Source organism: Acinetobacter sp. CE-15 (genome assembly GCF_051059255.1).
In the GTDB taxonomy this organism is placed as follows: domain Bacteria; phylum Pseudomonadota; class Gammaproteobacteria; order Pseudomonadales; family Moraxellaceae; genus Acinetobacter; species Acinetobacter guillouiae.
This window is the reverse complement of sequence record NZ_CP192737.1, coordinates 1,642,708-1,668,176: the sequence shown is the minus strand read 5'-3', so window position 1 is coordinate 1,668,176 and position 25,469 is coordinate 1,642,708. Positions and strand designations below refer to the sequence as shown.

Genomic DNA, 25,469 nt, shown 5'->3' with positions numbered 1-25,469 from the left:
ATAATCACCTTTTCAACCGTCTAATTTCTTCAATTGCCTTGCCACTTTTCACCTGTTCAGTGCTATACCTAAACACTAAATAACCCAGTTCCTGAGCTGAGTTATATTTCTCCATATCTGCTATGTAACCTTTCGCCCTTGTATGTCTGCCATTGCTCCAAATACCTCCTTCAACCTCAATTAAAATCTTGGTACCAGTTATATGAAAATCAGCCCTCCATTTACGATTCTCATTGAACTGATACTCTTGTCTAAATTCGATTCCGTAAGCTCTCAAATGCTGAATTAATGTTGCTTCACCATCACTTACAACACGTTCTTTTTTTAATGAATTACTACACTTTGATTTTCTTTTCACCTTAGGCGCGTATTTCTTTTTATATTCAGCAATTGAGATGCTTTCCACTTATGCAGCACCTCTTAGAATATTTTCATGTTTAAAGTTTGAGATAACCAAAGCTTTAGCTAGGTAAGGAGAAACTGAATTTCCTACCATTCTGTTTTGCTCAGTTTTGGTTAATTTAATGGTTTGCCCTAACTCATCAATTCCATAACTAAAAATGTAAGTAAGTGGAAATCCTTGTGCTTTAAACAATTCAACTGGCTGTAACATGCGTAAGCCAATATCAATGATTTGGTGTAATACCCCTTTGACCATAACCAAGCCAAAACGTTCTTTAGCCGTTATTGTTCTTAATGGATCACTTAGACTATTCCCATCTTTTTCGTTGCCATAAAACGCAGTTAAAAATGCTTGAACAGCAGCAAAATGGCCTGCACTAGAGGTAATCGTATGTAATGGATCTTTTGCATCTTGTCCTATACAACCTTTCCTAAGCTTTACCAATGTTCCTGTAACAAGGCTATTGTGATCTTTGGCAGTAATAGTACTTACAGGATCAGTAATTTTATTCCCGACGACTCCAGTAAAATGCTTTGCTAGAAAGGCAGTTACCAATGCATGATGGCCACCTTTCACTTGAGCACAAATAGTTCTTAATGGTTCATTTGCTGGCATACATCTTGGTGATGATGTATTTGCAATTTCAGTCATTAATGGTGCTGTAATTTTTTTATTATTAATTACAAACGGATCAGGATTATTAATAATATGACGTACAAGGCCAGTCGCTACACGGCGACATGTAGCGTCTGCTAATGCTTTTTTTCGGTCAAAAATACTTGGACAAGGAATTGACCAATCTATGCATTCAGCTGCAGAACGCCAAGGTTTTAATTTTCCACTTTTTACAGCAACCGATCTTGGATCTGCATGTGTTGGTTTTGGCCAGACAATTGGTAATCCATCTCGACGAGCTACCATGAAAAATCTTTTTCGAATTGTAGGTGCTCCATAATCACATGCTCTTAATTCACGCCATTGGACCTCATATCCTTGATGACGTAATGCGTTCACAAAACAGCGAAAGGTTTCGCCTTTTCGCTTAGGACATGGCTTACCATCTTCTGCCAACCTCCCCCACGTTTTAAATTCTTCTACATTTTCCAACATGATTACACGTGGACGCGCTTTAGCTGCCCAACGTAATGCCACCCAAGCTAATCCTCTAATTTTCTTCTCAACAGGTTTACCACCTTTAGCTTTAGAAAAATGTTTACAATCAGGACTTAACCAAACTAATCCAACTGGTTGATTACCAGTAACCTGAATTGGATCTATATCCCATACAGACTCGCAATAATGTTTTGTTTCCGGATGATTTGCTCGATGCATTGCCAAAGCCTTAGCATCGTGATTTATTGCTATGTCTACAGGTCTACCAAATGCCTGCTCAAGCCCCGTTGAAGTCCCCCCACCACCTGCAAAGTTATCAACGATTAATTCATGGGGTAATAAATTAAAATTCATGCCACTGCCCTTTTAACTTTAGACTTGAACCCAAGTTGATCAAGGTAAGGCTTAAAACTTTGGCGCTCTTTAGGATCTGAAAGTTTTGCTGCAATACGCCCTGCTAATTTTTCATAAGTTTCACCAGGTGAGCTGAACTTGCTACTTACTTCGGGTAAATGAGCAAGTTTATTCGCAAACATGTAAAGCTGATTGATTGAAGCAAATTTGACCTCGTTCGAACCTTGTTGATCAGTTAATGATTTTGACTGTTGGTGAGGTTTATTTAATTTTTCATATTTGTAATACGCACGAATTAACCACTGACCTAAGAAAAATAATTTCATTTGATCTGAATGATTGCGATCCTTGTTGAAATCCTCAAACGCTAAAATTTCGAGATTTAACCAAGAAGCATTGATTATATTCTCAGCATTTACGTTCGTATTGATCGAAGTAATTTGAGATTTCAAAATTTTAAAATCAATCCAATCGTTTTTATTATTTTGATAGTGTCTTTTGATAGTTGTATTTTGTGTGTTAAAAATTTTTACTAGTAGAGGTAAAATATTTTTACTAGTCTGGTTAAAACTTTTTACTAGTAAAGATTTTTTACTAGGGAAATTTATGTAAATATCGCCTATTAATTGATCATACCCTGTCCTTTTAGATGGGTAGTTAAAATTATTTACTAGCTCATTTTTAAACAATGTAAATTCTTTAACTAGTAAATATTTTTTACTAGGGAACTTAAATAATTCACCAATATCATAGTTATCAAGTAATGAATAAACGTTGCCATATTTTGATTGATCATGTTTTTTTACAAGACCTACTCTAACCAATTCATTGCAACATTTAACAACGGTTGGGCGACTTTTACGTGTAAGTTCTTCTAGTTGAGTCAAAGAAAGTGCATCACACTCCTTAGTCCATCCACGAGTCTTTCTTACTATTACGAGATATACCTTGCATGAAGCATCGCTAATTTTATTCATAGCATGGTCAACAAATGCATTTGCGACCATGAATGAATTGGGCACAAATTTACTCATACACCACCAGCCTTATCATTTACTTGAATGAATCGACCAAACATTAAAATTTCACCTGCACGATTTAAACTAGAAATAATCTCACTAGCTTGATAAATGGTTAAACGATGTTCACAAGTTAAAATTTCTATGAATTCATCCCGTGTTACTGCTGCATTAGATTCATCACGCTTAATCTTGCGTAAATTCGAACGGCGGACATTTAAAATACCTTCAAGCGAATTCAATGCAGGCTCAAACCATGATTGCGTCCATTGCACTTGCTTAGATTCAGGTGCTTTCTGAAAGGCTCTATTTGTCATATAACCCCCACGAAAATTTGCCAGTAATTGTCCTCTGTGCTAAATTAAAGATCTTCATTGTTTATCCTTGTGATGAATGAGCAGAAAAAGCTTGAGCCGCAATCTCAGGCTTTTTTTGTGCCAGTTGTTTTACAAAAACTCTGAATACATTCCTGAATACATTTGAATTCTTTGATGTGTACGAAGTATTCAATGTATACGTTTGTTTACATTCATTTTTATGTGAAAAATTAGACTCATTTAAAACAATTAGGTTTTCAGCTATGAGTCTTTGTTTAATTGCTTCTCTAATCCAATCGCTTCGATTTACACTATTGTTTTCAATTGCTTCATTCCAATTAGAAGGAAGTCGTGTTGACGCCAAAACATCTAATTTTGGCTGCTCGATTACAACCGTTGTCATAAAGTTCTCCTATTTATCTAAGAAGATCGAAGTTAGTCCCTAACTTAAGGATCGTGCTTAGTGTGCTGATCTTCTTTTCGAAATTCATAACTGGTCCAAAGTACTTAAAGATGACGAACATATTTTTGCTACAAGCAAATCAAGTGCTCGTCCTTTTTCGTATTGAACACTTTGTTGGGTTTCTTTCAAAATTCGAGAAACAGAGCTTTGTGTAATTCCTGTTTCAAGACTGATTTTTTGTTGGGTGTACCCTTTTGAATGTAAAAGTTGAATTTTCTCTTTAAGGGTCATTTTTAAATTTCCTCACACTATGATTTTTATATTTTATGCGTGTTTGCATAATTGTCAATGCATATGTGGGTTATTTCTTTTTATTTATGCTTTTTCGCATAGAATATGTTTAAAACAAAGGTTGTAATGTTATGAGCTACTTAATATCGAATATTGAATTTCTTCTAAAAAAACATAAAACAAACCCTAATGATCTTGAGCAACAGAACCCAAGAATCAAACAATCCACTATTTTTCGTATTCAAAGCGGCGTAACTAAAGACCCTAGAAGGTCTACTCTTGAACCCTTTGCTGAATGGGCGGGAGTTACAGTAAGTGACTTATTTGATAAAGATTTAAGTAAATCTGAAAATAATGCAGATGGTTTTAAGGAATTTGATATAGAAGCTTTCAAAAAACAATACAATATTCCAGACAGTGAAGATGCTGTATTGTTTTCAAGAGTTATAGAAAAACCAATCGTACTTTCAAAAAGATGGGTTCCAGTAAAAGCATATAGCAAAATGGGTATGGATGGCTTTTTTACCGATATGGGTTACGAAGGTAATGGTGGAGACGGTTATATTCCGACACATTCTGCGGGTGATAAAGCTTATGGCATAAAGGGTACAGGAGATTCTATGTATCCAGCTATTCGCAATGGATGGTATGTTGTTTGTGATCCAGATGCTGTGCTTACTCCATCTGAATTTGTTCAAGTGTGTTTAAAAGATGGTCGTTGTACGATCAAAGAATTTATTGGGATTCACAACAATGTGCTTAATTTATTGGCAGTGAATGGCGGTGAACGCCTTACTTTTGATATGGATGATGTGGAAAGCATCACAGCTATTACAGATATTGTTCCACCTAGCCAGCATAAACATGAACATCCTAATGCCAATTAATCAGTATTAAAAAATCAATTAATCTATAAGTATCGTTTTAGCTCACTTAAAGTGGGCTTTTTTTATGGCTGTAACATAAGAATTAAAAAAATAATGCAATTATGCATAATTCTATATTGCATTATTTAATGCATATATGCATAATTATTTCACCAGATAACAAAAAAGCGCACCGACCTCGAAATCTAATGCGCTTTTCCTTACTACAGGTTAATTATGAACACAAAACCGCATTCAATCAATCCCATTGTTACACATCGTGTACAGCCTATGGGATTTTTCAAAGTCGCTTTAATAAGCGGTCTATTAACTTCTGGCGCAATTGCTTTAGTAATTGATCAAAAAGCTACTGAATACAAACCACCAGTTAATGTTCCAAACGTGACTCCCTCAGAGTATGGAATCCAAGCGTTAAAACTTACATCTGATAAATCAGGTATTGCAGTAATCAAGCTTGATAGTTTCTTTGTACAAGTCAGTTTTGACTTAGAGGCTCATAAAGACAATTACGGTGTACCAGGTTCAGATTTTACAGCCATCGAAATTACAAACCTTGCGATAGATCAAATTAAAGATATTAACGGCAAGGAATACCGCGACTTCACAGATTACAACGATCACAGAAATATCAATCAAGTGATAGTTAACTACATCGAACGTAACCGTATGGTGGAGGCTGTCTAATGAATACATCAACTCCAAAAAAATCAGAATTCATCAGCGATGAAAACGGTGAATTTCGCATGCGTATTTATTCGTCTGAATACATTCAGAAAAATGGTGAAATCTACCGAGTTAGTAAATCAGGCTATTTGTACCTTATCGAATTCGCAGAGCACTTAGAGAAACCTTGGATTAGCCTTAATTTTCAACGTGAGCGCAAGTTTCAGAAGCGTAAAGCATTGGCTATTGGTCTTCAAAATTCAAATATCCCCTCTTACGAACGTCGTGCGTATAAAAAACGTATGGGATGGACTGGAGCATAATTATGACAAATTCAAATAATACAAACATGGATCTTTGGAATTCTTTAAGCATTACCGATCCAAGCAAAGTAAAACCCATTACTGGTAAGTCTTATAAAGGCTCATCGCCTCAACCTTATTGGTTAGTTCAACGTGCTACAGAAACTTTTGGCCCTTGTGGCCAAGGTTGGGGAATTGAAATAGTTCAACAAGGTTTTCAACAATGTAATGCCGAAACAATGATGCATTATGCAACTGTCCGTGTTTGGTATATGCAAGAAGGTAAAAAGTGTTCAGTGGAACATATGGGCGGAACAATGGCCATGTATAAAACCAATACAGGCAAAATGATTTATGACGAAGATGCCCCTAAAAAATCAGTAACAGATGCAATGGTTAAGGCACTTAGTTTTATTGGTTTTGCTGGTGATATTTTCTCAGGTATTTGGGATGACTGGAAATATCAAGAAATGGCTGCCGCACATTACAATGAGCAAAAACAACAGCCCTCTCAAAATCAAAATAATCAGCAAAACTCGAGACAGGCTCAACAACCGAATCGCAATCAAAATAATCAAGCTAGTGGCCAGCAACAAAAGCCATTGGCTCAGCGTTTTAACGATGCTCTAAAAGCTATTAAAGATGCGAAAAATCCTCAAACCCTTGATAAAGCAATTAATACGTTCAAAGGCACTCAATACGAGTCAGGTATATCAAAAGCCTGCCGTGCTCGAGCAGATCAAATGGGATGGAGTGAAGCGCCACCGATAAACCAAGTTCAACAACAAAATCAAATGCAGCATTGAGGAAAATAAAAAATGAACATTTTAAATGGAAATGAAGCTTTCGCAGCATTAATTGCTGGTAAAAATATCATGTGTCGTGCTGTAGGCGAGTTGATGGAATTTGACGATCTTGATCAATTCCCAGCTACTGTTTTTGCTATGCAGAATTATGAGTTTTGTATCAAGATTGATGAAATCTCAATTAATGGATACACATTCTTAAAACCTTATTCTCTGGAAGAACTTTCAGAAGGACAAGATGTGTTTTTACTGGGTAATACTGGAAGTATTGTTAAAGGACAATTTATTCCTGAATATGAAGAATTGGTATTAGCAGTAAAAAATGGTTCGGTTCAGCGTGACTTTGAAAGTGCCCAAAATCAAGCTAAAGCTATACAAAGCTTACTTGGTATAAATAATAATTTAGTTTTAAAAGTTGTGAATTTTCAAGAATTCATGAAACCTGAAGCTAAATCCAAAAAAACTACACGTAAAAAAGCTGAGTCAACTAGTGAAATAGCTCAAGACGTTGTTAAAGTGCCAACGACTGAAAGCCGTAAAGGATTCACTATTCAAGAAGTTTCAGAAATTGAAACAGATCCTACCTTAATAATTAATAAATTTGCAGCGCAAATTGCAAACTGTACTACGACAGAAGCTGTTCTTTTGTTACGCCCGGTGTTTTTTGCGAATGGTCATCTAGAGCGTGAACATACTCAACATCTATGTAAGCTAACAGAGGATAAGTTGATAGAGCTTGATCCTGAACAATATGCGCCAAAATTAACAAGCTTAGACCATCAAATTTATATAGATGGAATTAACTCTTGTGAGTCTGAGCAAGAAATTGAAATCACTTTAAGGGATCTTGATACTCAAGGGTTTTCAGCTGAACAAATGCTTGAAATTACGATGGCTAAGGAAAGTAAATTGTCTGAATTAAGCCAACCTATCACAATCGTTTCTCAGGAAAAATTGACCACCACAGAATATTCATTAATTGCAGATGATAATTCTCCTGCATTGCATCCATATCAATCGGTTCTTGATGAGTTGATAGAACGTTTAAAGATAGTTGAGACTCCTAAAGAAGCAAACGCCCTATACAAATACACAATGAATTGGACTGAAGAAGAACGAAAGCCAGTTATGGATGCTATCCATAAACGTTTAGCTGAATTTAACCCACCAGAGAAATCCCAATCATCATTAATGGTAAGGATTCAAGAAGCAAAAACTTTGATTGAACTTACAAAACTTGAAGATGAAATAAGCGAATGTGATCCTCAAATTCAGGAAAGTTTAAAGAGCTATGTAAGTCAACGGCGAACAGACCTCATGATGGAAACTGACATACCATGGGAAGCTAATAATTGAAAACTGTAGTTAAAACCAAAAACTTAAGAGCTTTTCAAATTTGGTTGGAAAAGCTTGGATATGAAGTTAAAAATCTTAAATTTAAAGGTTTCACGGCGCGCATTAGCGACCGTGGAATCAAAAAGAAACATCACTATGTATTGGTAACTGATGGCTTAAATGGGAATACAGCAGCTTTTGAATTAGGTAAGGAATTTGAGGAGCACTTATCTTCACCAGATATAACTTTGAGGACTAAACATGGAAGGGTTTCTAATGCTGCTTGAAGTGATGATTTTATTAAATGGGTACGTAATTATTAATTTAGATTTATGGTGGATGTAATGGATATAGCAAGTTTAAAACTTGAAGGAACACCCGCTGAAGTTGCAGAACAACTGTTCCAGCAAATGATTGGGCCTATGTTTGAGCATCTAAAAAAGACAGATCCACAAATGGCAATTGAATTTGGATTTTGCATAGCTGGTAATGCGATCGCTAGTTATATGAACAGTCTTGATGATGTTAATCAAGCTGAAAGGTTAATTATAAAATCTACTCTTTCTATGGCTAATGATATTAAACGCTCTAGAAAGAAAGCTTGTTGAGGTGATGAAATGGGTGCGCTAAAAATTGAATCAGAGTCTCTTCAGCATTTAACCAATCTTGTGGAGCAACTGGTAAACCAAAAAGAGGAACGAAGAATTGGGCGAGCCGAATTCGCCCACTTACTAAATATAGAGCCTGAAACCTTAGACCGTAAAATCAGGGAGGGTTTTATTACCCGCCCTTTTAAGGATGGTCGTAAGAGTTATTGGTTCTTGAGTTATGTTCAAACCATTGTAAAAGATACGACAAACAGTGCTAATATAGCCACCAATTAAGGTGGCTTTTTAATATCCAATAATAAGTTACCTTAAGCACATTGAGTACAGAATTGAGTACGATTTAGCACTAGTTTAAAATTAGTTTTAAAATTCAGAAGGTTAAGTTTGATATGCTTCTAATGATCGATAATTACGATAGCTTTACGTATAACATTGTCCAATATTTTGGCGAGTTAAACCAAGACGTTAAAGTTGTTCGCAATGATGCCGTGACCTTAGAGGATATCGAACGATGGCAACCAAAGTACTTAGTGATCGGTCCTGGTCCTTGCTCACCCTCTGAAGCAGGAATTTCTATCCCTGCAATTCAGCATTTTGCAGGAAAAATTCCAACACTCGGTGTGTGCCTAGGTCACCAAGCGATTGGTCAGGCTTTTGGCGGCGAAATTGTGCGTGCCAAAACGGTGATGCATGGTCGTTTATCTGACATGTATCATAGTGACCAAGGGATCTTCAGCAACTTGCCTTCTCCATTTTCAGCAACACGTTATCATTCACTCGTGATTGATCAAGCCAGTGTGCCTGAGTGTCTGGAAGTCACTTGCTGGACCAATGAAGCAGATGGTTCTATCGAAGAAATCATGGGTGTCAAACATAAGACATTGCCAATTGAAGGCGTGCAGTTCCATCCAGAATCCATTCTGAGTCAACATGGTCATCAGATCTTTAAAAACTTTTTAGAAATTTATGCTTAATATGCGTAGTACAAGATAATGAATATTCAACAAGCTTTAAATAACATCACTAAAAATATCGAACTCACTCAACCTCAAATGGAGGAAGTGATGCGTACCATTATGCGTGGTGAAGCCACAGATGCCCAAATTGGTGCATTTATGATGGGACTTCGTTTAAAAGGTGAAAGTATTGACGAAATCACCGCTGCGGCACGTGTAATGCGTGAGTTTGCAATTAAAATTGATGTGGGGGATATCCCGCATTTAATTGATATTGTTGGCACGGGTGGTGATGGACAAAACCTATTTAACGTCTCTACTGCCTCTTCATTTGTTATTGCGGCAGCAGGTGCAACTATTGCAAAACATGGAAATCGTGGTGTTTCTTCTAAATCAGGCTCGTCTGATCTTTTAGAACAGGCCGGGATTAACCTTGATCTAAATATGCACCAGACAGAACGTTGCATCCGTGAAATGGGGGTTGGTTTCTTATTTGCCCCAAATCACCACAAAGCGATGAAATATGCGGCTGGCCCACGTAAAGAATTGGGCTTCCGTAGTATTTTTAATCTCCTTGGCCCGCTTACGAATCCGGCTGGGGTACGTCGCTATGTGATTGGTGTATTTTCAACAGAATTGTGTCGTCCACTGGCCGAAGTTTTAAAACAACTGGAGGCTGAACACGTCATGGTGGTTCATTCTAAAGATGGCTTAGATGAAATCAGTTTGGCTTCCTCGACTTATGTTGCTGAATTAAAAAATGGTGAAATCACGGAATGGATGATTCAGCCAGAAGATGTAGATATTGAATCTCAAACCTTAACTGGTCTTTCTGTTGATAGTGCTGCTGAGAGCTTAGCATTAATCAAAGATGCGCTCGGTAAGAAGAAATCAGCAAAAGGTGAAAAAGCAGCCAGTATGCTGGCATTAAATGCAGGTGCTGGTATCTATGTTTCAGGTCTAACCAAGAGTTATAAACAAGGTGTCGCTTTAGCACATGATATTATCTATGGTGGGCAAGCTTTAGAAAAAATGGGCATTTTGTCTGAATTTACCAAAACACTCAAAGAGTATGAAGCTTAAGGATTAGAGGACGTTATCATGGTGGATATTGCCAATACAATGTTGGGTAAAATAGTTGATCGTAAATACGAAGAATTTGCTCAACGTTTAAAACAACGTAGTTTAAACGATGTTGAAGCGCTTGCCCAAGCTGCAACACCTGTGCGTGGTTTTGCCAAATCTTTATACAGTAAACGCCCAGGTGTGATTGCTGAAATAAAGAAAGCCTCACCATCAAAAGGGATCATTCGTGAAAATTTTAACCCTGCTGAAATTGCTCAACAATACCAGCAAGCCGGTGCAGCCTGCTTATCTGTTTTAACAGATTTAGATTTCTTTCAAGGTGCTGATGAAAATATTCAGATCGCCCGTAGTCACTGTGAATTACCTGCACTACGTAAAGATTTTTTGATTAATCCTTACGGCGTTATCGAAGCGCGTGCTTTACATGCCGACTGTATTTTATTAATTGTGGCTTGTTTGTCAGATCAACAACTTGAAGAAATGTCAAAGACCGCATTTGAGCAGAACCTTGATGTTTTGGTCGAAGTTCATGATGAGGCTGAACTGGAACGTGCATTGCAACTTTCAGAGCGTTGTTTACTGGGTGTGAATAACCGTAATTTAAAAACCTTTGATGTCGATTTAAATACCTCATTGCGTTTGAAGAAGTTACTTCCACCTTCACGTTTACTGATCACTGAAAGTGGTATTGCAACACCAGATGATGTGCGCATGATGCAAGAACACGATATTCATTCGTTCCTTGTGGGTGAAAGCTTTATGAAGCAACCACGCCCTGATCATGCATTTAATGCGTTGTTTGGTCTGCCTGAAACAGTGTAATTAAAAGTCAAAGGGTGAGTTCGCTCACCCTGTTTTCATATTTCTCCAATCACCCCTATAAATTTTTCAACTCCCAACATTCAAGTCACGATCAACGCAGATATAACGGTGTGAATTCAATTCAGTTCAAATTTGACAAGATTCAGACTATACTGAGCGCCTAATACCGTCCATTTACTGTTTTTTGCAATTATGAGTAAATCTGATTCCACATTCTCTAAATCACAGCTTGATTTATTAAAACAATTCAAAAAACAAATCACTTCTCCTCATGCTTCAAAAGTTGCAGTGCAACCTGAAAGTAAGAATGCACAAGTAACAGCACCTGAAGAGTTAGATGATGCTGATTTGTTTAAAACCGCACTTGGCGGTGTAACCAAACTCGATAACGGCAATATTGCCAAAATCGAGCGTAGTGATTTGCGAAAAAAACCAGATGCAAAAACCCTTGCCAAACGCGCAGCGGCTGAAGGTGCATTTGAAATTAATGATGCAGAATTGTCAGATACACAAGCGATTTTAAATCCTGTTGCAAGTCAGGCGGCTTTAAGCTATCGCATCGCAACACTACAACATAAAGTTTTTGAAGACTTAAAAGCTGGTAATCTACGCTGGTTTGAAGCTGTTGATTTACATGGTTGTACTGTTGAAGAAGCACGCTCTGCTGTATTGCAAATCATTCAAATGGCAAAAGATGAAAACCAAAATGTCATTAAAATTGTCCATGGCAAAGGTCCAGAAGCCATACTGAAAACTTATGTGAACGGCTGGCTTCGTCAACATCGTGATGTTTTAGCTTTTGTCAGTGCTCCTGAAAAACAAGGTGGCACAGGCGCAGTTTTGGTTTTACTGAAACGTGCTGAAAGAAATCCAAAATCAAATGGAAATCCATGATCATTTGTTTTAAATGATCAAAACTCTCTTAAGTGTCGGTTTATCTTGTAATTAGAAAATATTATTCATTTTTCTGATACAATGCCGTCCTTGTTCAAACCGTATAAGTGAACACGTTTTATGTCTATGCAGCAATCCTACGCGAATATTTTAACTGCCGTTGGCGAGGACTTAGACCGTCCTGGTCTGAAAGATACGCCTATGCGTGCGGCTAAAGCTTTTTCGTACTTGACGTCTGGCTATAGCAAAACGTTGGAAGAAGTGACCAATAATGCGGTCTTCCCTTCTGATAATGATGAAATGGTCTTGGTAAAGAATATCGAATTTTATTCGTTATGTGAGCATCATTTATTGCCTTTTCATGGTCGTGTACATATTGCCTATCTCCCTTCTGGCAATGTTTTAGGACTGTCTAAATTTGCCCGTATCACAGAAATGTTTGCTCGCCGTTTACAGATTCAAGAACAGTTGACAAAGCAAATTGCAGATGCAGTGGCTGAAGTTACTCAAGCACGTGGTGTTGCGGTGGTCATTGATTCAGCGCACATGTGTATGATGATGCGTGGTGTCAGCAAACAAGAATCGACCACACGTACCGTGTCATTTGTCGGTGATTTTAAAACAGATAAAGAAGCACGTCGTGAGTTTTTATCTGCCGTGCCTGAAGCACATTAAGACTAATCATTCAGCAAGCAATATAAATATCAAAGCCTCATTTTATTGAGGCTTTATTTTACGATAGGGTTTTACAATGTCTTTAATTTGGTTGGCAGGTCATGGTTTAACGCACAGTGAAACCACTATCGATTATCCTCGTGCAGAACGATTGGTTAAAGGAAATCCCAAACGACTTACACAAAGTTTGTATGAACATCCCAATATGAATTGTGGTATTTGCCAATGCGAGGTCGGTGCATGGGATATTCAATTTGCAGACAATAAACAAGAATTTTTTCAGGTGATTGAAGGTTCTGTACGTTTGCATGATAAAAACACATCATCATTTGTAGAAATTAAAACTGGTGAAGCAGGAATTATCCCACCTTCATTTATCGGTACATTTGAAGTGCTTGAAGCAGTTAAAAAATATTTTGTTGTGGTTGAAGTTTAAGCCACTAAAACTTGTGACTTTTTTGATGATCAGCGCGTTCAAATATAAGCTTTTTTATATTTTTTGCTTTCTTATAGCTTATATTTGTAAAACACTCACTTACTGTCCACTTAAAACTATATGATTTAAATTATCTCAGCCTTATACCATTATTTTAAATGAAAAATTTATTGATCTTGATTTCAGCGTTAACTGCCACTAGCGCCTTTGCCGACAATCTAAATGCCAACGAATTAAAAGATGTGCAAAGTGTCATTAAATTATTTAAAAATAAAAATATCACCGCGATTTCAAACAACATTACCTACCCCTTACATCGTGAAGAACCCATCCCAAGTATTGCCAATGCAACCCAGATGAAACAACGCTTTAACCAAGTGTTTGATACTCAACTTATTCAAGAGATCGCCAACTCAAAACCATCACAATGGGAAAGTATGGGTTGGCGTGGTGTGATGCTCAATGGTGGCACACTATGGTTAGATGGTCATAAAATTAAAGCCATCAACTACAGTAGTGATGCTGAACAAAAATATAAAGCGCAATTGATTTCACAACAGAAAATTCAATTACATTCATCACTTAAAAATTTTAAAACACCTGAATTACAGTTTAAAACCGCCAAATTTCAAGTGCGTATAGATGCTATGCCCAATGGTAAATACCGTTATGCATCTTGGGGAACAAAACAGTCGCAAGCGACAAAACCTGATCTGATTTTAAATCAAGGTCGTGTTGAAATGGATGGTTCAGGCGGCAATCACCACTACATTTTTAACAGTGGTACATATCAATATGTAGTTTATCGTAATGTTTTAGGTGCAAGTGAAACACCAGATGTCACATTAGAAGTCACTCAAAAAGGCAAAAAGATCCTTTCTCAAGCAGGCAAATTTTTTAAATAGTTTGTATCAATGATTGAGCTGAATCATTTTTCTCAAGTTTTTTTTAATTCATACAGATTTAAAGCTAGTCGAGCAAATCACCATGATGAACTGCTCGATAAGCTGTTCAAAATCATGTGCTGTGCGATAAATCACAAACACACAGCCAATCCTTTAAATATGATATTTGATTATTTTTTTTCAGCCAATTGATAAATCAATTGTTCCATTTGTTGCATGTATTGATGATTCTCATGGTCCCACGGATGGAAGTTTGGACGGAAATAATCGATATAATTTCCCAATTGCTTTCTCAATACACCAATGCCGCCAAAGGTATAATGATAGGTCTTTTTCCAGCTGGATAAATCGCTTAACTTGCCTTCTCCTTTAACAATGGTCAAGAATACAGGGATCACTAAGCCCCAGAACACAATCGTTGCGACCACCAATCCAAAACTACGAACAGCATAGGCATAAGGACCATGCCCCATTGCGGTATTCCATACATCAAAAGCCACAGCTTTATGTTCTGTTTCTTCAAAAGCATGCCAACGCCAGATATTGGCATAATGTTCTTCAGCCCCTTCAAATAATTCAGGTGTCCGTAATACAGAATCTGCCAATAAAGCGGTAAAATGTTCTAATGCAATTGTTCCACTGAGCCAAAAATATGCAGGTAAATGCTGTTTAAGCAGACCAAAAATCTCTAAAACCAATGCTTCAAATTTTGGTGCAATCGGTGAGCGTGCAAATAAGGCTTGGTTATATTCTTCATGCTCACGTCCATGCATTGCTTCTTGACCAATAAAAGCCGTCACCGCTTTTTGTAATTCTGGGTCTTGGACTAAATCACGATGTGCCCTTACTGCATCAATAAAGAAGCGTTCACCAATAGGCAAGACAATAGAAAACGTATTTAGCAATGCGGTAAAAATTGGACCTGCGGCGGTATGCCAATCTGCGATTCGATCCGCAGGTAAATTAAATCTGACATCACGGCGAATAGGTAATGGCTCATGATACACACTCGATTTAATAAATTTTTTTAAAATGCCCATGGTTGATCCTGCCTCTGGCTGATTATCATTTTTTTAATTTAGCTGGTGCGCTTATTAGAATTTTACTTAACTGGGTATAATTCCATAGGTCATTTCGACTCATTTACATGTCATTGCATCTCTATTTCATGATATTTTGATTGAATAAGTCTCTCGAAGTATGTCGATATATGTTTGCGATACCATCAACAGCATGATCTAAACTGTGTAAAAAGTGGATCGTCCAAATGTCTTTTTCAGTTCAAAATAGACTTTGCTGAAATGCCGCATCAAGCATATTCAATAAAAAATGCCGAGTCATAACAGAAATTAAATGTAAGATATTTCAGAGAAGTACACTTAGTTTTTTGATTTATTTTTTAAACTTAAAGGTTTTCACAACACTTAAGCTTGAACAAATACTCTAGTATTTACAAAGCAGTGCCTTAAACATCAAGGCACTGCTTTGTTCAAGATATAAAAATTTAGCCGTTAGAATAATAATTTTTTAGGATGCTCATCGCTTTGTAATGGAACAACGTGGTCATCTTTTAAATCGACCCCTGAAAGTTGTAATTTAAATGAATTTCGCATCAACGCCATTAAACGTTGTGTGGCAATTTGAATACTCAGCCCTGCAGGTCGTACATTGGAAATACAGTTCCGGCTTGAATCCATACTGCCTTTTCGCGCTTTCCAAGTGTAATACACCCCCATACTGTCAGGTGAGCTTAGACCAGGCCGTTCGCCAATCAACATAATCAATAAGGGTGCATTAAAACTTTGTGCCACTTCATCGCCTAATGCCACACGACTCCCTGTAGCAAGTACAATTGGCGCCAGTTTCCAGCCCTCAGCATCAATATGTTCACGTAAGGAATCGATATAGGCAATGGCATTCTCTTCGATTGCACGTGCAGATAAGCCATCACCAACCACGATACATACATTATATTGCTGTGGGTGCTGTTGCACATAATTCGTGAGTTGAGTTTGAGCCTGCTCCGATAACTCACGGCCCAAATCAGGACGCTTTAAATATACTTCTTTGTCGGTTGCTTTACTTTCCACAATGAGACTTTCAAATTTTAAATCTCTAAGCCGAGCTTGCATATTTTCAGTATCTAATTGGTGAAAAACAGCATCTTTGGCCTGTGCATGCGAGAGTTGAAACTTAAGCAGTTCTTGAGTTGGAATGCTACATCCTACTCTTCCCATCGCAATTCGGGCATCAGTATATTGTTTTAACTTATGCCAAGGATCTTCATGAAAACCATTTGGAAAAGTTTCAAGTTTTGAGAGCTTCATGGTTTACTCTCCTTTTTATGATAATAATTTAGCAAAGTTTTTTGGCATACTGCTTGGCCAATGAATTTGCCGTTGTTCTTGGTGCAAAATTCCTTGCTGATCTAACCAAGCCGAAAACTCAGGGGCCGGTTTTAATCCCATTAACTGACGTAAATATAAGGCATCATGGAAAGATGTGGTTTGATAATTCAACATCACATCATCCGAACCTGGAATTCCCATGATAAAGTTAATTCCCGCAGCACCAAATAGCGTGAGTAACACATCCATATCATTTTGATCTGCGTCGGCATGGTTGGTATAGCAAATATCACAACCCATAGGTACACCGAGTAATTTGCCACAGAAATGATCTTCTAACCCTGCACGAATAATCTGCTTCCCGTCATACAAATACTCTGGACCGATAAACCCAACCACAGTATTGACCAGTAATGGATTATATTTACGTGCCACTGCATAAGCGCGTGCTTCAATAGTTTGCTGGTCCACACCATGATGCGCATTACTGGATAAAGCACTGCCCTGTCCAGTCTCAAAATACATGACATTTTGACCAATTGTTCCTCGGTTGAGTGCTAAAGTCGCCTCATATCCTTCCTGAAGTAAATCCAAGGTAACACCAAAGCCTTCATTGGCCAATTGCGTACCCGCAATGGATTGGAACATTAAATCAATTGGAATATTACGTTCTGCAAGTTGAATCCCAGAACTGATATGGGTTAACACACAAGATTGCGTGGGAATTTCATATTCTTGGATAATATGGTCAAGTAACTTTAACAATTCCGACAAATTATGTAAGTTGTCTGTGGCTGGATTAATCCCAATCACAGCATCACCATTACCATACATCAAGCCATCCAATAAGCTGGCCGAAATACCCAATACATCATCGGTTGGATGATTCGGTTGTAAGCGGGTTGATAAATGACCTTTTAAACCAATCGTATTGCGAAATTGTGTCACCACTTCACATTTACTTGCAACCAGAATTAAATCCTGATTACGCATAATTTTACTCACAGCAGCAACCATCTCTGGCGTTAAACCCTTGGCTAAATTGGCCAATTTTTCAGAAGTTGCATCTTCACTCAGCAACCAATTTCGAAAATCACCTACAGTAAAGTGCGCAATTGGCGCAAATAAATCAGCACGATGTTCATCAATAATTAAACGCGTAATATCATCTTTGTCATAGTCGATGACTGTTTCATTTAAAAAAGTTTTTAATGGGACTTCTGCCAAAGCCATCTGTGCTGCCACACGTTCCGTTGCATTACTGGCTGCAACACCGGCCAACTCATCACCAGAACGTAATGGGGTTGCCTTAGCCATTAAGGTCTTTAAATCTTGGAAAATATATTGTTGCTGAGCAACGCTATAACGATAACTCATAATTATAATTCCTGTTCTGCTGCCTTAATGCTGGCAAATTCTTCTTCTGGTGTGCCTGAAATCAGATGATGACGACTATAAACAAGAAAATAAACAATGAAGACCACATAGATACCCAAAGCGATAAACCAGACTTTAGGATCAACAAGGAAACCCGCAACCACGGCGACAATTGATAAGATCAACGCAATACTGGAAGTAAAAATACCACCGGGTGTTCGATATGGACGATATACATCAGGTTGTGAAATACGTAATTTGATATGTGCCATCATCATTAAAACATAAGAAATCGTCGCACCAAATACCGCAATCAAAATCAGTAAATCCCCTTGTTTGGTCAATGACAATAAGAAGCCAATAATCCCCGGAATAATCACGGCTAAATATGGCGATTTATTTTTGTTGGTCAATGATAAAGACGTCGGTAAATAACCCGCACGAGAAAGTGCAAAAATTTGCCGCGAATAGGCATAGATAATCGAGAAGAAGCTCGCGATTAAACCAGCCAAGCCAACAAAATTTACAAAGTTCGCCAACATGCCGTGCCCATATACTTTAACCAGCGCATCCACCAAAGGGGCACCTGAATCTTTAAGTACACTTGCACCTGCTGCACCTGCACTCAATATTAAAATCAAGATGGCAAAAGCAGCCAAGATCAACATTGCACCAATCAAACCGCGTGGTAATGATTGTGCTGGATTTTTGGCCTCTTCAGCAGCTAAAGGAACGCCTTCTACAGCAAGGAAAAACCAGATTGCATACGGAACTGCTGCCCAGATCCCTAAATAACCTTGGGGTAAAAAGCTACTCGCACCGGCTTTAGATGAATCAACTGCAATATCGAATAGATTGGCACTGTTAAAATGAGGAATCATCGCAACAAGGAACACCACCACTGCAACCACTGCGATCGCAGTAATCACAAACATGATTTTAAGTGCTTCACCTGCACCTTTTAAATGAATCCCCATAAAAACCAAATAACAGATTAAATAAATTAACCATCCGCCAACTCCAAATAAGGATTCACAATATGCACCAATAAAGGTCGCGATTGCTGCTGGAGCGATAGCGTATTCGATCAGAATCGCTGTTCCTGTTAAATAACCGCCAAATGGTCCAAAAGCCATACGGGCAAAACTGTATCCACCACCTGCTGTAGGGAGCATGGTCGACATTTCTGACATTGAGAGGCATATACATAGATACATAATCGCAGCAAAAATCACTGCGACAAACATACCGCCCCAACCGCCTTGAGCGATACCAAAGTTCCAACCAGCAAAGTCACCTGAAATCACATAGGCAACCCCTAAACCGACCAAGAGTAACCAGCCAACAGCACCCTTTTTTAATTCTCGTTGAGCAAAATATTCTTTGGAATCTTCTGTTTTTACGATAGTTGATTGTTCATTTCGAGCGTCCATCATCGTTCCTTTTTAATTTGCCTTCTTTTGTATAAGCAAAAAAAGTGCCTTTCCTTGGATGACGTCAATGTTTTTTGTTCAATCCCATGAACATAACGTCTTGTCAGTTGTTAAAACTGCTTTTAAATGAATCTATCAAACAAAGGTAGGAGAAAAGTTGAATAGCACCAAACTAGAGAATCGGAAAAAGTTATTGAAAATTGAATAATTAAAAGAAAAATAATGAAATTTATATATTTTATTTACTTTGTTATTTGTTTATTTAATTTAAGATATTATTTAGTATATATGCATAAATGGATTATGCGATGGACTCAAAACCACATGCTAAAAAGCCAATAATCAAAAATGAAAATTTGCCCCCTACTCAAGCAAACTCACGTTCCCAGCAAGCTTTACAATTGGCACTGATTCAATGTCAGCAGGATTTACTCAACACAGCGCTGCTCGCTGCTGTTGTTATACAAATTAGAGATCTGCAAAAAAATCTACTGTGGTGTTCAGCCAATACAGATCCATTCGCAGAATTCCAGCAAGATCAAAATTTAGAAACAAAGCCAGATCACTATATTTATAGTGCGCCTATTCTTGATTTAACATCAGGGGAAGCATGTGGTGAAGTGGTTTTATTTCACAGCTTAAATCAAGCAAATATTTTTGGACATTTGGCCGTTACACAATGCGCCGAGATCATTGCACAAAAATTGTATACACAGCCCTTTAATCGTTTAACTATCCATGCATTTTCAGTACCACAGAAAATAATGATCAATGATCAGTCGATCCTTTTAACGCCACGGCAGTTTGAAATCATCTGTATTTTGATTCTAAATCCTTTGGGCTTAACCCTAGAACAGCTACATATTTATCTCTATGGCGATGAACAGATCAGTTTAAATACGCTTAAATCTGAGATTTCTTATTTAAAAAATAAGGTGGGCGAATTAATCTGTGCAAGAACCTATCAAATACAGGCAGAAATTCATGCGGATTTTAAAGAGTTGGAAGATGCTGTCGATGCGGGTTATCTTGATACAGTCAAACAACTGTACCAAGGTCATTTCTTTATAAAAACCAAAAGCCCTTTTCTAAACAATTGGCAACAGATTCTAAGTATGAGGATCAATAATCTACTTGTATAAACATCCTTGGCTTGCGATCGATTAATACCTATCTCAAAGTCTCATTCTCAAGATCCGATTTACCAGATCTAGCTTTAAAAATAATGTACAAAGCCTAAACCAATTTTTTGCCAATCGAGTTGGTTTTGTTGTTGGTACTCCCAATTGACGTTTAATGAATTTTGACGATTGAGCGAATATTGCAGTGTACTCTGGATACGTAAATTCCACTCACTTGAATCTTGCCAATAGGGTAATTCAACTTGAACAATAGTGTTTAAACGATCTGACCATATATTTTGACAGCCTAATGTTGGTCCCAGTCCAACGCGCCAACCTTTATCCAATGATGTACCTGCTTGAAGCTGTGTTTGTAACTCTGCATAACAAAGATGCTTACGATCATCATCTGCAAGGGTATAACCAGATTGGGCTTTTGCACTGACTACGCCATGTTGTTGCTGATCACTAAATTGTCCATTTTGAATGGCTTCTTGCTGCCAGCCTAAAGTAAAACCCCAGGTTATTGGCATTTTAAACGGGGTAATGGGGTTATAAGAGTTTACTGTTAATAAGTCGAGATGTTCCAGTTTAAGTCGATCATCTCGCCATTGCGCAGCACCATCCAAAAACAACAATTGCGTGCCTGTACGAAAGCCACCCTGCGGATCTTTTAGTTCGTGATAGGCCTGACGATGACCAATTTGTACAAATTTTTCACCCTGAACCTCACCTGCTTCCACGGACCACTTACGTGAATCATGTCCATTGACTGGATCAACTTTGGGACGCACAGGTGCTAAACGTTGTTTCTCTATGGTGATTTGACTACGTAAGCCTAGCAGTTGTCTAAAACGCGGTTGAGTAAAGCTTGCATCGACCTGACGAGCAACGAATTGTAAATATAAATCGTCATAGGCCATTTCTAATATTTTTGCGCGATCTTGATCATCATAATCAGCGATAGCTGCTTGCATCTGTTGTGGTTCTAATACCGCAATTGCATGGGCTTTTTTTGCCAATGCATGACCATGTTGTTTGGCCTGTGAGTTTAATTGTGTTTCTAACGCTGGACGATATACCGCTTCTCTTACTAATCCCTGTTGCTCTACGGCTTTAATGGTTTCAATCGGGATCGCTGCATATGTAAATTGCTTGCGTAAATTCGAGCTTGGACGGACTAAATCAATCAACCCCAATAAACGATAGGCACAATTATCACTGACAAAATAATAAGGAAAACTGACCTTTTGCATTTCCCAAATATGTTTTACCAAAAATGCAGTTTCTTCAGGATTTAAATTGAGTTCATATTCCCAAAGATCACGGCTTTCAAAATCACCATATTCTTTCACTTTGCGATAATAAGGCATTAAAGAATATTCGCCAGGATATTTCCCAACCAATCCTTTCCATGCATAAGACCAATTGTCATCGCTGTTTACTGTGGCTGCATAATTCACAGCATAAGAGACTAAGTTGAGCTGCTTTTGATCTTTAGGATCAAGACGAAGCAAGGTATGTCCAAACATTGAGCTTGGATTACCCATAAAATCAGTCGCATAAATCAAGGTCACTTGGTAGGGTTTGATTTGTGCATACCATTGATCAAACTCAGGACAGGACACAACAGGTAATTGTTGTTGTGAAATATTTAGTTGTTGTATCAACCATTGGCTACGTGCAGGAAATTTACAACGAATGGATTGATTGGCAGCCGCGGCTTGAAACAGTGCAGTGATATCTGCATTCATTTCATTTTGGATGTTCTGGCGACCATCTTGAGCAAAAAAATAACCTGAATAACTAACTTCGCTTTGATTTGTGCTTTTATGACTAGTGTTATGGTGATTTAAGTCTTTAGCAGAGGCATCTTCTGCATAAAGTAAACGTTTCCAGGTGATATGACTGGCTAATTGTTTTTGTTGTGCCAGTTTTAACGCATTTTCTAATGCATGCTGATTCTCTAAAGCGGATTCCGCATGTAAATGAACGGTAAACAATGAACTGAGTAAGCTTAAACTAAGTGCTAAATATTTCATTCAATCATCAATTTATATAGATATATTATAAAACTGCGCAATTAAGAAATGTTGGTTCAATACAAGAGTTCGCTCAATGTTTACTCCTGTTCGATTCATTTCTCAATAATGTATATTTGATAAAATTTAAATAAAAAAACCCTGCAACAAGGCAGGGTTTTTGATGCAATTAAACGTAAGCTTTTAACACTTCGTCTTTTGCCATCACTTGTTGAAGTGACGCTAATACTTGTAGAGAATTTTGATTTTCTGCTGAATAAATACTTGCAAAGTTTGACTTCGCTACAGCATTGAAACGTGCTTTATCTGCATCTTTAACATTTAACAATGAAGCAAGTACGTTTAGGCTTTCACCTTGACCTACAGCCATATCACGTGCAAGTGCTTCTGAGTTTTCATTGGTAAAGGTCACAACTTGCGCAGTCACTTTACCATTGCCATTACAACCTAAAGTACCAAACGTAATACCTAATAATTGGTTAGTAAAAAGACCATTGGTGGTCGCCGCTAAAATTTTCGGTACTTTTCCAGATTGACCAGCCCAAACTTGTGAACCTACACCACAACCCACATCTGGATCAGCCATAGCAACACTTGAACCCGCAGCCAATACAGCAGCCAAAGCGATTTTTTTTAACATATAATTCTCCAGAATTTTCATATGCATTGTTTTAATTCAACATATGTAAATTGTTATTTTCCATTATGTGTAAGTTTGATTACACCTATTTAGATTTATCACATAAATTCAGATATGCAAATCTAAATGTGACAATTACGAAATTATTTATTGTACTTTTTTAGTGACCATTCACCCTTTTTATTACGATCTCCAAGAATCTTAAGCACCAAAACCAGACTTAAAAGTAACAGTAAATACCACGAGCCTAGCTTACCCCATCCCACCATATGCCATGCATCTACTTGACTCGGATACAACCAAATTTTATTAAAAGTACTAATATTTTCAGCAACCCAAATTATAAATGCCAAAACAACCAATACAGGTAACATCGGAAGCTGAAATTCATGCTGTTGTAGTTTAAAACGAATTTTTGTTTTCCAAAAAATCACTACACTCCAAATGAACAGTACATTTCGAAAATCTGGAATAAAGAATTTGCTCATAAAATTGATATATGACAATAGTGCCAGACTCAACATATTGGCAAAACTGGGCAAATTTAAAAATGAAACCTGATACAAACGCAGTGAACGTGCAAAAAAACTACCGACTGCCGAATACATAAATCCTGCAAATAAAGGCACGGTCAAAAGCTTAAAAACGGCAGGTTGCGGATATTGCCAAGAGGCAATTTGCGGGTGTGTTAAAAATATTTCCATCCCCATGGCCATGATATGAAATAAAGCAATAACTTTCGCTTCTGCCCAGGATTCTAGTCTTAAATACAATAAGCAGGCTTGAATGATCAACGCATAAAACAATAAGCAGTCATAACGAAACAAACCATAAAATTCATGGCTACCCATCTTTGCCGTAATGACAAATGCAATCAGCAATAAAATACCAAATAAGGCAGCCGATGCTGCCTTAAATAGAAATTCATATAATGATTTAAAATAGATCATAAATGCATTTACAACAATAAGTTAACCTAAGTATTTGGCACTGTATTGGTGTACAGTGTCAATAAATGCTTTTGGTTTTTCAGGATCAACCCATTGGGTAATACCATGACCTAAGTTGGCGATATAACCTGTTTTCTCACCATTGGCATAAGCATCATCCAACATGGCTTTGGTTGCTTTTTCAATAGAATCTGCTGAACCATACAATGTTGCTGGATCTAAATTTCCTTGTAGCGCTGCACGTCCATTAACGGTTTGGCGCGCCACGTTTAACGGGGTTGTCCAATCTAAGCCAAATGCATCTGCACCTGTTGCAATCATTGGCTCTAACCATTGACCACCGCCTTTGGTAAATAAGATCACAGGTACTTTGCGCCCTTCATGCTCTCGTTTTAATCCTGCAACAATTTTCTGCATATATTTGAGTGAAAATTCTAGATATTCACGATGCGCCAATGCGCCACCCCAGCTATCAAAAATTTGTACAGCTTGAGCACCAGCCTCAATTTGAGCATTTAAATAGTCAATAACAGCATCGGCTAAACGATCTAATAAAGCATGTAAAACTTCAGGTTGTGCATACATCATCTGTTTGGTAAAACGGAAGTCTTTACTTGAACCACCTTCCACCATGTAGGTTGCCAAGGTCCACGGACTACCCGAAAAACCAATTAAAGGCACCTGACCACCCAAAGCTGAACGAATGGTTGAAACCGCATTCATGACATAAGCCAGATCAGATTTGGCATCGAATTTGGGTAAATTTGCCACATCCTGTTCAGTACGAACTGTTTTATGGAATTTAGGACCTTCACCTGTTTCAAAATAAAGCCCTAAACCCAAAGCATCGGGAACAGTCAAAATGTCTGAAAATAGAATTGCAGCATCAAGCTCATAACGGCGCAAAGGCTGTAAAGTCACTTCACAAGCAAATTCTGTATTTTTACAAAGAGAAAGAAAATCACCTGCTTTCGCACGTGTTTCACGATATTCTGGTAAATAACGTCCTGCCTGACGCATCATCCAAACTGGAGTCGTATCTACAGGTTCACGCAATAAGGCACGTAGAAAACGATCATTTTTTAAGGTCGTCATTTACTTTCCCAATCAAAAATTAAATTCGCCCCATCATAGCAAAAAGGCCTGCTACATAACCATTTCTAGAAAATTTTTCTCAATAAAGTTTTATTTGCTTGCTTTGATTTAAATTTCATTTGGTATACGAAAATAAAACAAAACCTGCTGACAGAGAAAATGTCTATAGAAAAAAATGATTAACACAA

General features: G+C 37.6%; 30 protein-coding genes. 16 read left to right on the top strand and 14 right to left on the bottom strand.

Annotated features, from left to right (window positions below; genetic code table 11):
* Window positions 1-4: 4 nt before the first annotated feature.
* From ACQ7EO_RS07660 to ACQ7EO_RS07635, 6 genes are all read right to left on the bottom strand, one after another.
* Entirely contained in the window at window positions 5-406 is a 402-nt protein-coding gene (locus ACQ7EO_RS07660) for a DUF559 domain-containing protein (protein ID WP_434279307.1), read from the bottom strand.
* Window positions 407-1,870, bottom strand: coding sequence for a DNA cytosine methyltransferase (locus tag ACQ7EO_RS07655; RefSeq protein ID WP_434279306.1), 1,464 nt, complete (start codon window positions 1,868-1,870; stop codon window positions 407-409). It abuts the gene before it with no gap.
* Window positions 1,867-2,904 (bottom strand): replication protein, encoded by a 1,038-nt coding sequence (locus ACQ7EO_RS07650; RefSeq protein WP_434279305.1) that lies wholly within the window; start codon window positions 2,902-2,904, stop codon window positions 1,867-1,869. The genes ACQ7EO_RS07655 and ACQ7EO_RS07650 overlap by 4 nt, the downstream gene beginning before the upstream one ends.
* Window positions 2,901-3,206, bottom strand: a complete 306-nt coding sequence (locus ACQ7EO_RS07645; protein ID WP_434279304.1) for a hypothetical protein — start codon at window positions 3,204-3,206, stop codon at window positions 2,901-2,903. The genes ACQ7EO_RS07650 and ACQ7EO_RS07645 overlap by 4 nt, the downstream gene beginning before the upstream one ends.
* Before the next feature lie 61 nt (window positions 3,207-3,267).
* A complete protein-coding gene (locus ACQ7EO_RS07640; protein WP_434279303.1) occupies window positions 3,268-3,609 on the bottom strand; it encodes a hypothetical protein in 342 nt (113 codons plus the stop codon).
* 84 nt (window positions 3,610-3,693) lie between these two features.
* Window positions 3,694-3,900, bottom strand: a complete 207-nt coding sequence (locus ACQ7EO_RS07635; protein WP_434279302.1) for a transcriptional regulator — start codon at window positions 3,898-3,900, stop codon at window positions 3,694-3,696.
* Between the two features lie 131 nt (window positions 3,901-4,031).
* Between ACQ7EO_RS07635 and ACQ7EO_RS07630 the strand changes: the two genes are divergently transcribed.
* The 15 genes from ACQ7EO_RS07630 (at window position 4,032) to ACQ7EO_RS07560 (ending at window position 14,275) form a co-directional block, all read left to right on the top strand.
* Entirely contained in the window at window positions 4,032-4,787 is a 756-nt protein-coding gene (locus ACQ7EO_RS07630) for a S24 family peptidase (protein ID WP_434279301.1), read from the top strand.
* Window positions 4,788-5,003: 216 nt separating this feature from the next.
* Window positions 5,004-5,471 (top strand): hypothetical protein, encoded by a 468-nt coding sequence (locus tag ACQ7EO_RS07625; RefSeq protein WP_434279299.1) that lies wholly within the window; start codon window positions 5,004-5,006, stop codon window positions 5,469-5,471.
* Complete coding sequence (locus tag ACQ7EO_RS07620) at window positions 5,471-5,773, top strand: hypothetical protein (protein ID WP_434279298.1); 303 nt, start codon at window positions 5,471-5,473, stop codon at window positions 5,771-5,773. The genes ACQ7EO_RS07625 and ACQ7EO_RS07620 overlap by 1 nt, the downstream gene beginning before the upstream one ends.
* 2 nt (window positions 5,774-5,775) lie before the next feature.
* Window positions 5,776-6,558, top strand: a complete 783-nt coding sequence (locus ACQ7EO_RS07615; protein ID WP_434279297.1) for a hypothetical protein — start codon at window positions 5,776-5,778, stop codon at window positions 6,556-6,558.
* A gap of 12 nt (window positions 6,559-6,570) precedes the next feature.
* On the top strand, window positions 6,571-7,914 hold the full coding sequence (locus tag ACQ7EO_RS07610) for a hypothetical protein (RefSeq protein WP_434279296.1): 1,344 nt from the start codon (window positions 6,571-6,573) through the stop codon (window positions 7,912-7,914).
* The gene (locus ACQ7EO_RS07605; RefSeq protein ID WP_434279295.1) at window positions 7,911-8,180 is read left to right on the top strand and encodes a response regulator; all 270 of its coding nucleotides are present in this window, start codon (window positions 7,911-7,913) and stop codon (window positions 8,178-8,180) included. Before ACQ7EO_RS07610 ends, ACQ7EO_RS07605 begins: the two co-directional genes overlap by 4 nt.
* Window positions 8,181-8,237: 57 nt before the next feature.
* Window positions 8,238-8,501: a hypothetical protein gene (locus ACQ7EO_RS07600; RefSeq protein WP_419305835.1), complete on the top strand. Its 264-nt coding sequence runs from the start codon at window positions 8,238-8,240 to the stop codon at window positions 8,499-8,501.
* 9 nt (window positions 8,502-8,510) lie between these two features.
* Window positions 8,511-8,777, top strand: coding sequence for a hypothetical protein (locus ACQ7EO_RS07595; RefSeq protein WP_419305833.1), 267 nt, complete (start codon window positions 8,511-8,513; stop codon window positions 8,775-8,777).
* 113 nt (window positions 8,778-8,890) lie between these two features.
* Complete coding sequence (locus ACQ7EO_RS07590) at window positions 8,891-9,475, top strand: anthranilate synthase component II (RefSeq protein WP_004724599.1); 585 nt, start codon at window positions 8,891-8,893, stop codon at window positions 9,473-9,475.
* A gap of 18 nt (window positions 9,476-9,493) precedes the next feature.
* Entirely contained in the window at window positions 9,494-10,540 is a 1,047-nt protein-coding gene (trpD, locus tag ACQ7EO_RS07585; protein ID WP_434279294.1) for an anthranilate phosphoribosyltransferase, read from the top strand.
* 18 nt (window positions 10,541-10,558) lie between these two features.
* Entirely contained in the window at window positions 10,559-11,365 is an 807-nt protein-coding gene (gene trpC / locus ACQ7EO_RS07580) for an indole-3-glycerol phosphate synthase TrpC (protein ID WP_262086256.1), read from the top strand.
* A gap of 192 nt (window positions 11,366-11,557) precedes the next feature.
* The gene (locus ACQ7EO_RS07575; RefSeq protein WP_314338082.1) at window positions 11,558-12,259 is read left to right on the top strand and encodes a Smr/MutS family protein; all 702 of its coding nucleotides are present in this window, start codon (window positions 11,558-11,560) and stop codon (window positions 12,257-12,259) included.
* A gap of 126 nt (window positions 12,260-12,385) precedes the next feature.
* Window positions 12,386-12,934 carry a GTP cyclohydrolase I FolE gene (gene folE, locus ACQ7EO_RS07570; RefSeq protein WP_171064926.1) on the top strand — a complete coding sequence of 183 codons (549 nt, stop codon included), beginning with the start codon at window positions 12,386-12,388 and terminating at the stop codon, window positions 12,932-12,934.
* Window positions 12,935-13,010: 76 nt separating this feature from the next.
* Window positions 13,011-13,370, top strand: coding sequence for a cupin domain-containing protein (locus ACQ7EO_RS07565; RefSeq protein WP_434279293.1), 360 nt, complete (start codon window positions 13,011-13,013; stop codon window positions 13,368-13,370).
* A 158-nt stretch (window positions 13,371-13,528) separates the two neighbouring features.
* Complete coding sequence (locus ACQ7EO_RS07560; protein ID WP_434279291.1) at window positions 13,529-14,275, top strand: hypothetical protein; 747 nt, start codon at window positions 13,529-13,531, stop codon at window positions 14,273-14,275.
* A gap of 170 nt (window positions 14,276-14,445) precedes the next feature.
* Here ACQ7EO_RS07560 and ACQ7EO_RS07555 read toward each other — a convergent pair whose 3' ends face one another.
* The 4 genes from ACQ7EO_RS07555 to eat form a co-directional block, all read right to left on the bottom strand.
* Entirely contained in the window at window positions 14,446-15,315 is an 870-nt protein-coding gene (locus ACQ7EO_RS07555; RefSeq protein WP_434279290.1) for a metal-dependent hydrolase, read from the bottom strand.
* A 471-nt stretch (window positions 15,316-15,786) separates the two neighbouring features.
* The gene (gene eutC / locus ACQ7EO_RS07550; RefSeq protein WP_434279289.1) at window positions 15,787-16,602 is read right to left on the bottom strand and encodes an ethanolamine ammonia-lyase subunit EutC; all 816 of its coding nucleotides are present in this window, start codon (window positions 16,600-16,602) and stop codon (window positions 15,787-15,789) included.
* Window positions 16,603-16,617: 15 nt separating this feature from the next.
* Window positions 16,618-18,000, bottom strand: a complete 1,383-nt coding sequence (locus tag ACQ7EO_RS07545; RefSeq protein WP_004724618.1) for an ethanolamine ammonia-lyase subunit EutB — start codon at window positions 17,998-18,000, stop codon at window positions 16,618-16,620.
* Window positions 18,001-18,002: 2 nt separating this feature from the next.
* Window positions 18,003-19,433 carry an ethanolamine permease gene (eat, locus tag ACQ7EO_RS07540; protein ID WP_004822717.1) on the bottom strand — a complete coding sequence of 477 codons (1,431 nt, stop codon included), beginning with the start codon at window positions 19,431-19,433 and terminating at the stop codon, window positions 18,003-18,005.
* A gap of 308 nt (window positions 19,434-19,741) precedes the next feature.
* Between eat and ACQ7EO_RS07535 the strand changes: the two genes are divergently transcribed.
* Window positions 19,742-20,575, top strand: coding sequence for a helix-turn-helix domain-containing protein (locus ACQ7EO_RS07535; protein WP_419286516.1), 834 nt, complete (start codon window positions 19,742-19,744; stop codon window positions 20,573-20,575).
* A 74-nt stretch (window positions 20,576-20,649) separates the two neighbouring features.
* Here the strand turns inward: ACQ7EO_RS07535 and ACQ7EO_RS07530 are convergent, their stop codons facing one another.
* The 4 genes from ACQ7EO_RS07530 to hemE form a co-directional block, all read right to left on the bottom strand.
* Window positions 20,650-22,596: an Lnb N-terminal periplasmic domain-containing protein gene (locus ACQ7EO_RS07530; protein WP_434279287.1), complete on the bottom strand. Its 1,947-nt coding sequence runs from the start codon at window positions 22,594-22,596 to the stop codon at window positions 20,650-20,652.
* A 169-nt stretch (window positions 22,597-22,765) separates the two neighbouring features.
* Window positions 22,766-23,236, bottom strand: coding sequence for a DUF3015 family protein (locus ACQ7EO_RS07525; protein WP_004822723.1), 471 nt, complete (start codon window positions 23,234-23,236; stop codon window positions 22,766-22,768).
* A gap of 143 nt (window positions 23,237-23,379) precedes the next feature.
* Window positions 23,380-24,186 (bottom strand): DUF817 family protein, encoded by an 807-nt coding sequence (locus tag ACQ7EO_RS07520; protein WP_034611783.1) that lies wholly within the window; start codon window positions 24,184-24,186, stop codon window positions 23,380-23,382.
* A 21-nt stretch (window positions 24,187-24,207) separates the two neighbouring features.
* Window positions 24,208-25,281 (bottom strand): uroporphyrinogen decarboxylase, encoded by a 1,074-nt coding sequence (hemE, locus tag ACQ7EO_RS07515; RefSeq protein WP_034611784.1) that lies wholly within the window; start codon window positions 25,279-25,281, stop codon window positions 24,208-24,210.
* Window positions 25,282-25,469 lie beyond the last annotated feature (188 nt).

Coding starts and splice junctions, on each gene's coding strand:
- ACQ7EO_RS07655 (WP_434279306.1), bottom strand. CDS start 1,870: ATGAATTTTAATTTATTACCCCATGAATTAATCGTTGATAACTTTGCA.
- ACQ7EO_RS07650 (WP_434279305.1), bottom strand. CDS start 2,904: ATGAGTAAATTTGTGCCCAATTCATTCATGGTCGCAAATGCATTTGTT.
- ACQ7EO_RS07645 (WP_434279304.1), bottom strand. CDS start 3,206: ATGACAAATAGAGCCTTTCAGAAAGCACCTGAATCTAAGCAAGTGCAA.
- ACQ7EO_RS07640 (WP_434279303.1), bottom strand. CDS start 3,609: ATGACAACGGTTGTAATCGAGCAGCCAAAATTAGATGTTTTGGCGTCA.
- ACQ7EO_RS07635 (WP_434279302.1), bottom strand. CDS start 3,900: ATGACCCTTAAAGAGAAAATTCAACTTTTACATTCAAAAGGGTACACC.
- ACQ7EO_RS07630 (WP_434279301.1), top strand. CDS start 4,032: ATGAGCTACTTAATATCGAATATTGAATTTCTTCTAAAAAAACATAAA.
- ACQ7EO_RS07625 (WP_434279299.1), top strand. CDS start 5,004: ATGAACACAAAACCGCATTCAATCAATCCCATTGTTACACATCGTGTA.
- ACQ7EO_RS07620 (WP_434279298.1), top strand. CDS start 5,471: ATGAATACATCAACTCCAAAAAAATCAGAATTCATCAGCGATGAAAAC.
- ACQ7EO_RS07615 (WP_434279297.1), top strand. CDS start 5,776: ATGACAAATTCAAATAATACAAACATGGATCTTTGGAATTCTTTAAGC.
- ACQ7EO_RS07610 (WP_434279296.1), top strand. CDS start 6,571: ATGAACATTTTAAATGGAAATGAAGCTTTCGCAGCATTAATTGCTGGT.
- ACQ7EO_RS07600 (WP_419305835.1), top strand. CDS start 8,238: ATGGATATAGCAAGTTTAAAACTTGAAGGAACACCCGCTGAAGTTGCA.
- ACQ7EO_RS07595 (WP_419305833.1), top strand. CDS start 8,511: ATGGGTGCGCTAAAAATTGAATCAGAGTCTCTTCAGCATTTAACCAAT.
- ACQ7EO_RS07590 (WP_004724599.1), top strand. CDS start 8,891: ATGCTTCTAATGATCGATAATTACGATAGCTTTACGTATAACATTGTC.
- trpD (WP_434279294.1), top strand. CDS start 9,494: ATGAATATTCAACAAGCTTTAAATAACATCACTAAAAATATCGAACTC.
- trpC (WP_262086256.1), top strand. CDS start 10,559: ATGGTGGATATTGCCAATACAATGTTGGGTAAAATAGTTGATCGTAAA.
- ACQ7EO_RS07575 (WP_314338082.1), top strand. CDS start 11,558: ATGAGTAAATCTGATTCCACATTCTCTAAATCACAGCTTGATTTATTA.
- folE (WP_171064926.1), top strand. CDS start 12,386: ATGCAGCAATCCTACGCGAATATTTTAACTGCCGTTGGCGAGGACTTA.
- ACQ7EO_RS07565 (WP_434279293.1), top strand. CDS start 13,011: ATGTCTTTAATTTGGTTGGCAGGTCATGGTTTAACGCACAGTGAAACC.
- ACQ7EO_RS07560 (WP_434279291.1), top strand. CDS start 13,529: ATGAAAAATTTATTGATCTTGATTTCAGCGTTAACTGCCACTAGCGCC.
- ACQ7EO_RS07555 (WP_434279290.1), bottom strand. CDS start 15,315: ATGGGCATTTTAAAAAAATTTATTAAATCGAGTGTGTATCATGAGCCA.
- eutC (WP_434279289.1), bottom strand. CDS start 16,602: ATGAAGCTCTCAAAACTTGAAACTTTTCCAAATGGTTTTCATGAAGAT.
- ACQ7EO_RS07545 (WP_004724618.1), bottom strand. CDS start 18,000: ATGAGTTATCGTTATAGCGTTGCTCAGCAACAATATATTTTCCAAGAT.
- eat (WP_004822717.1), bottom strand. CDS start 19,433: ATGGACGCTCGAAATGAACAATCAACTATCGTAAAAACAGAAGATTCC.
- ACQ7EO_RS07535 (WP_419286516.1), top strand. CDS start 19,742: ATGGACTCAAAACCACATGCTAAAAAGCCAATAATCAAAAATGAAAAT.
- ACQ7EO_RS07530 (WP_434279287.1), bottom strand. CDS start 22,596: ATGAAATATTTAGCACTTAGTTTAAGCTTACTCAGTTCATTGTTTACC.
- ACQ7EO_RS07525 (WP_004822723.1), bottom strand. CDS start 23,236: ATGTTAAAAAAAATCGCTTTGGCTGCTGTATTGGCTGCGGGTTCAAGT.
- ACQ7EO_RS07520 (WP_034611783.1), bottom strand. CDS start 24,186: ATGATCTATTTTAAATCATTATATGAATTTCTATTTAAGGCAGCATCG.
- hemE (WP_034611784.1), bottom strand. CDS start 25,281: ATGACGACCTTAAAAAATGATCGTTTTCTACGTGCCTTATTGCGTGAA.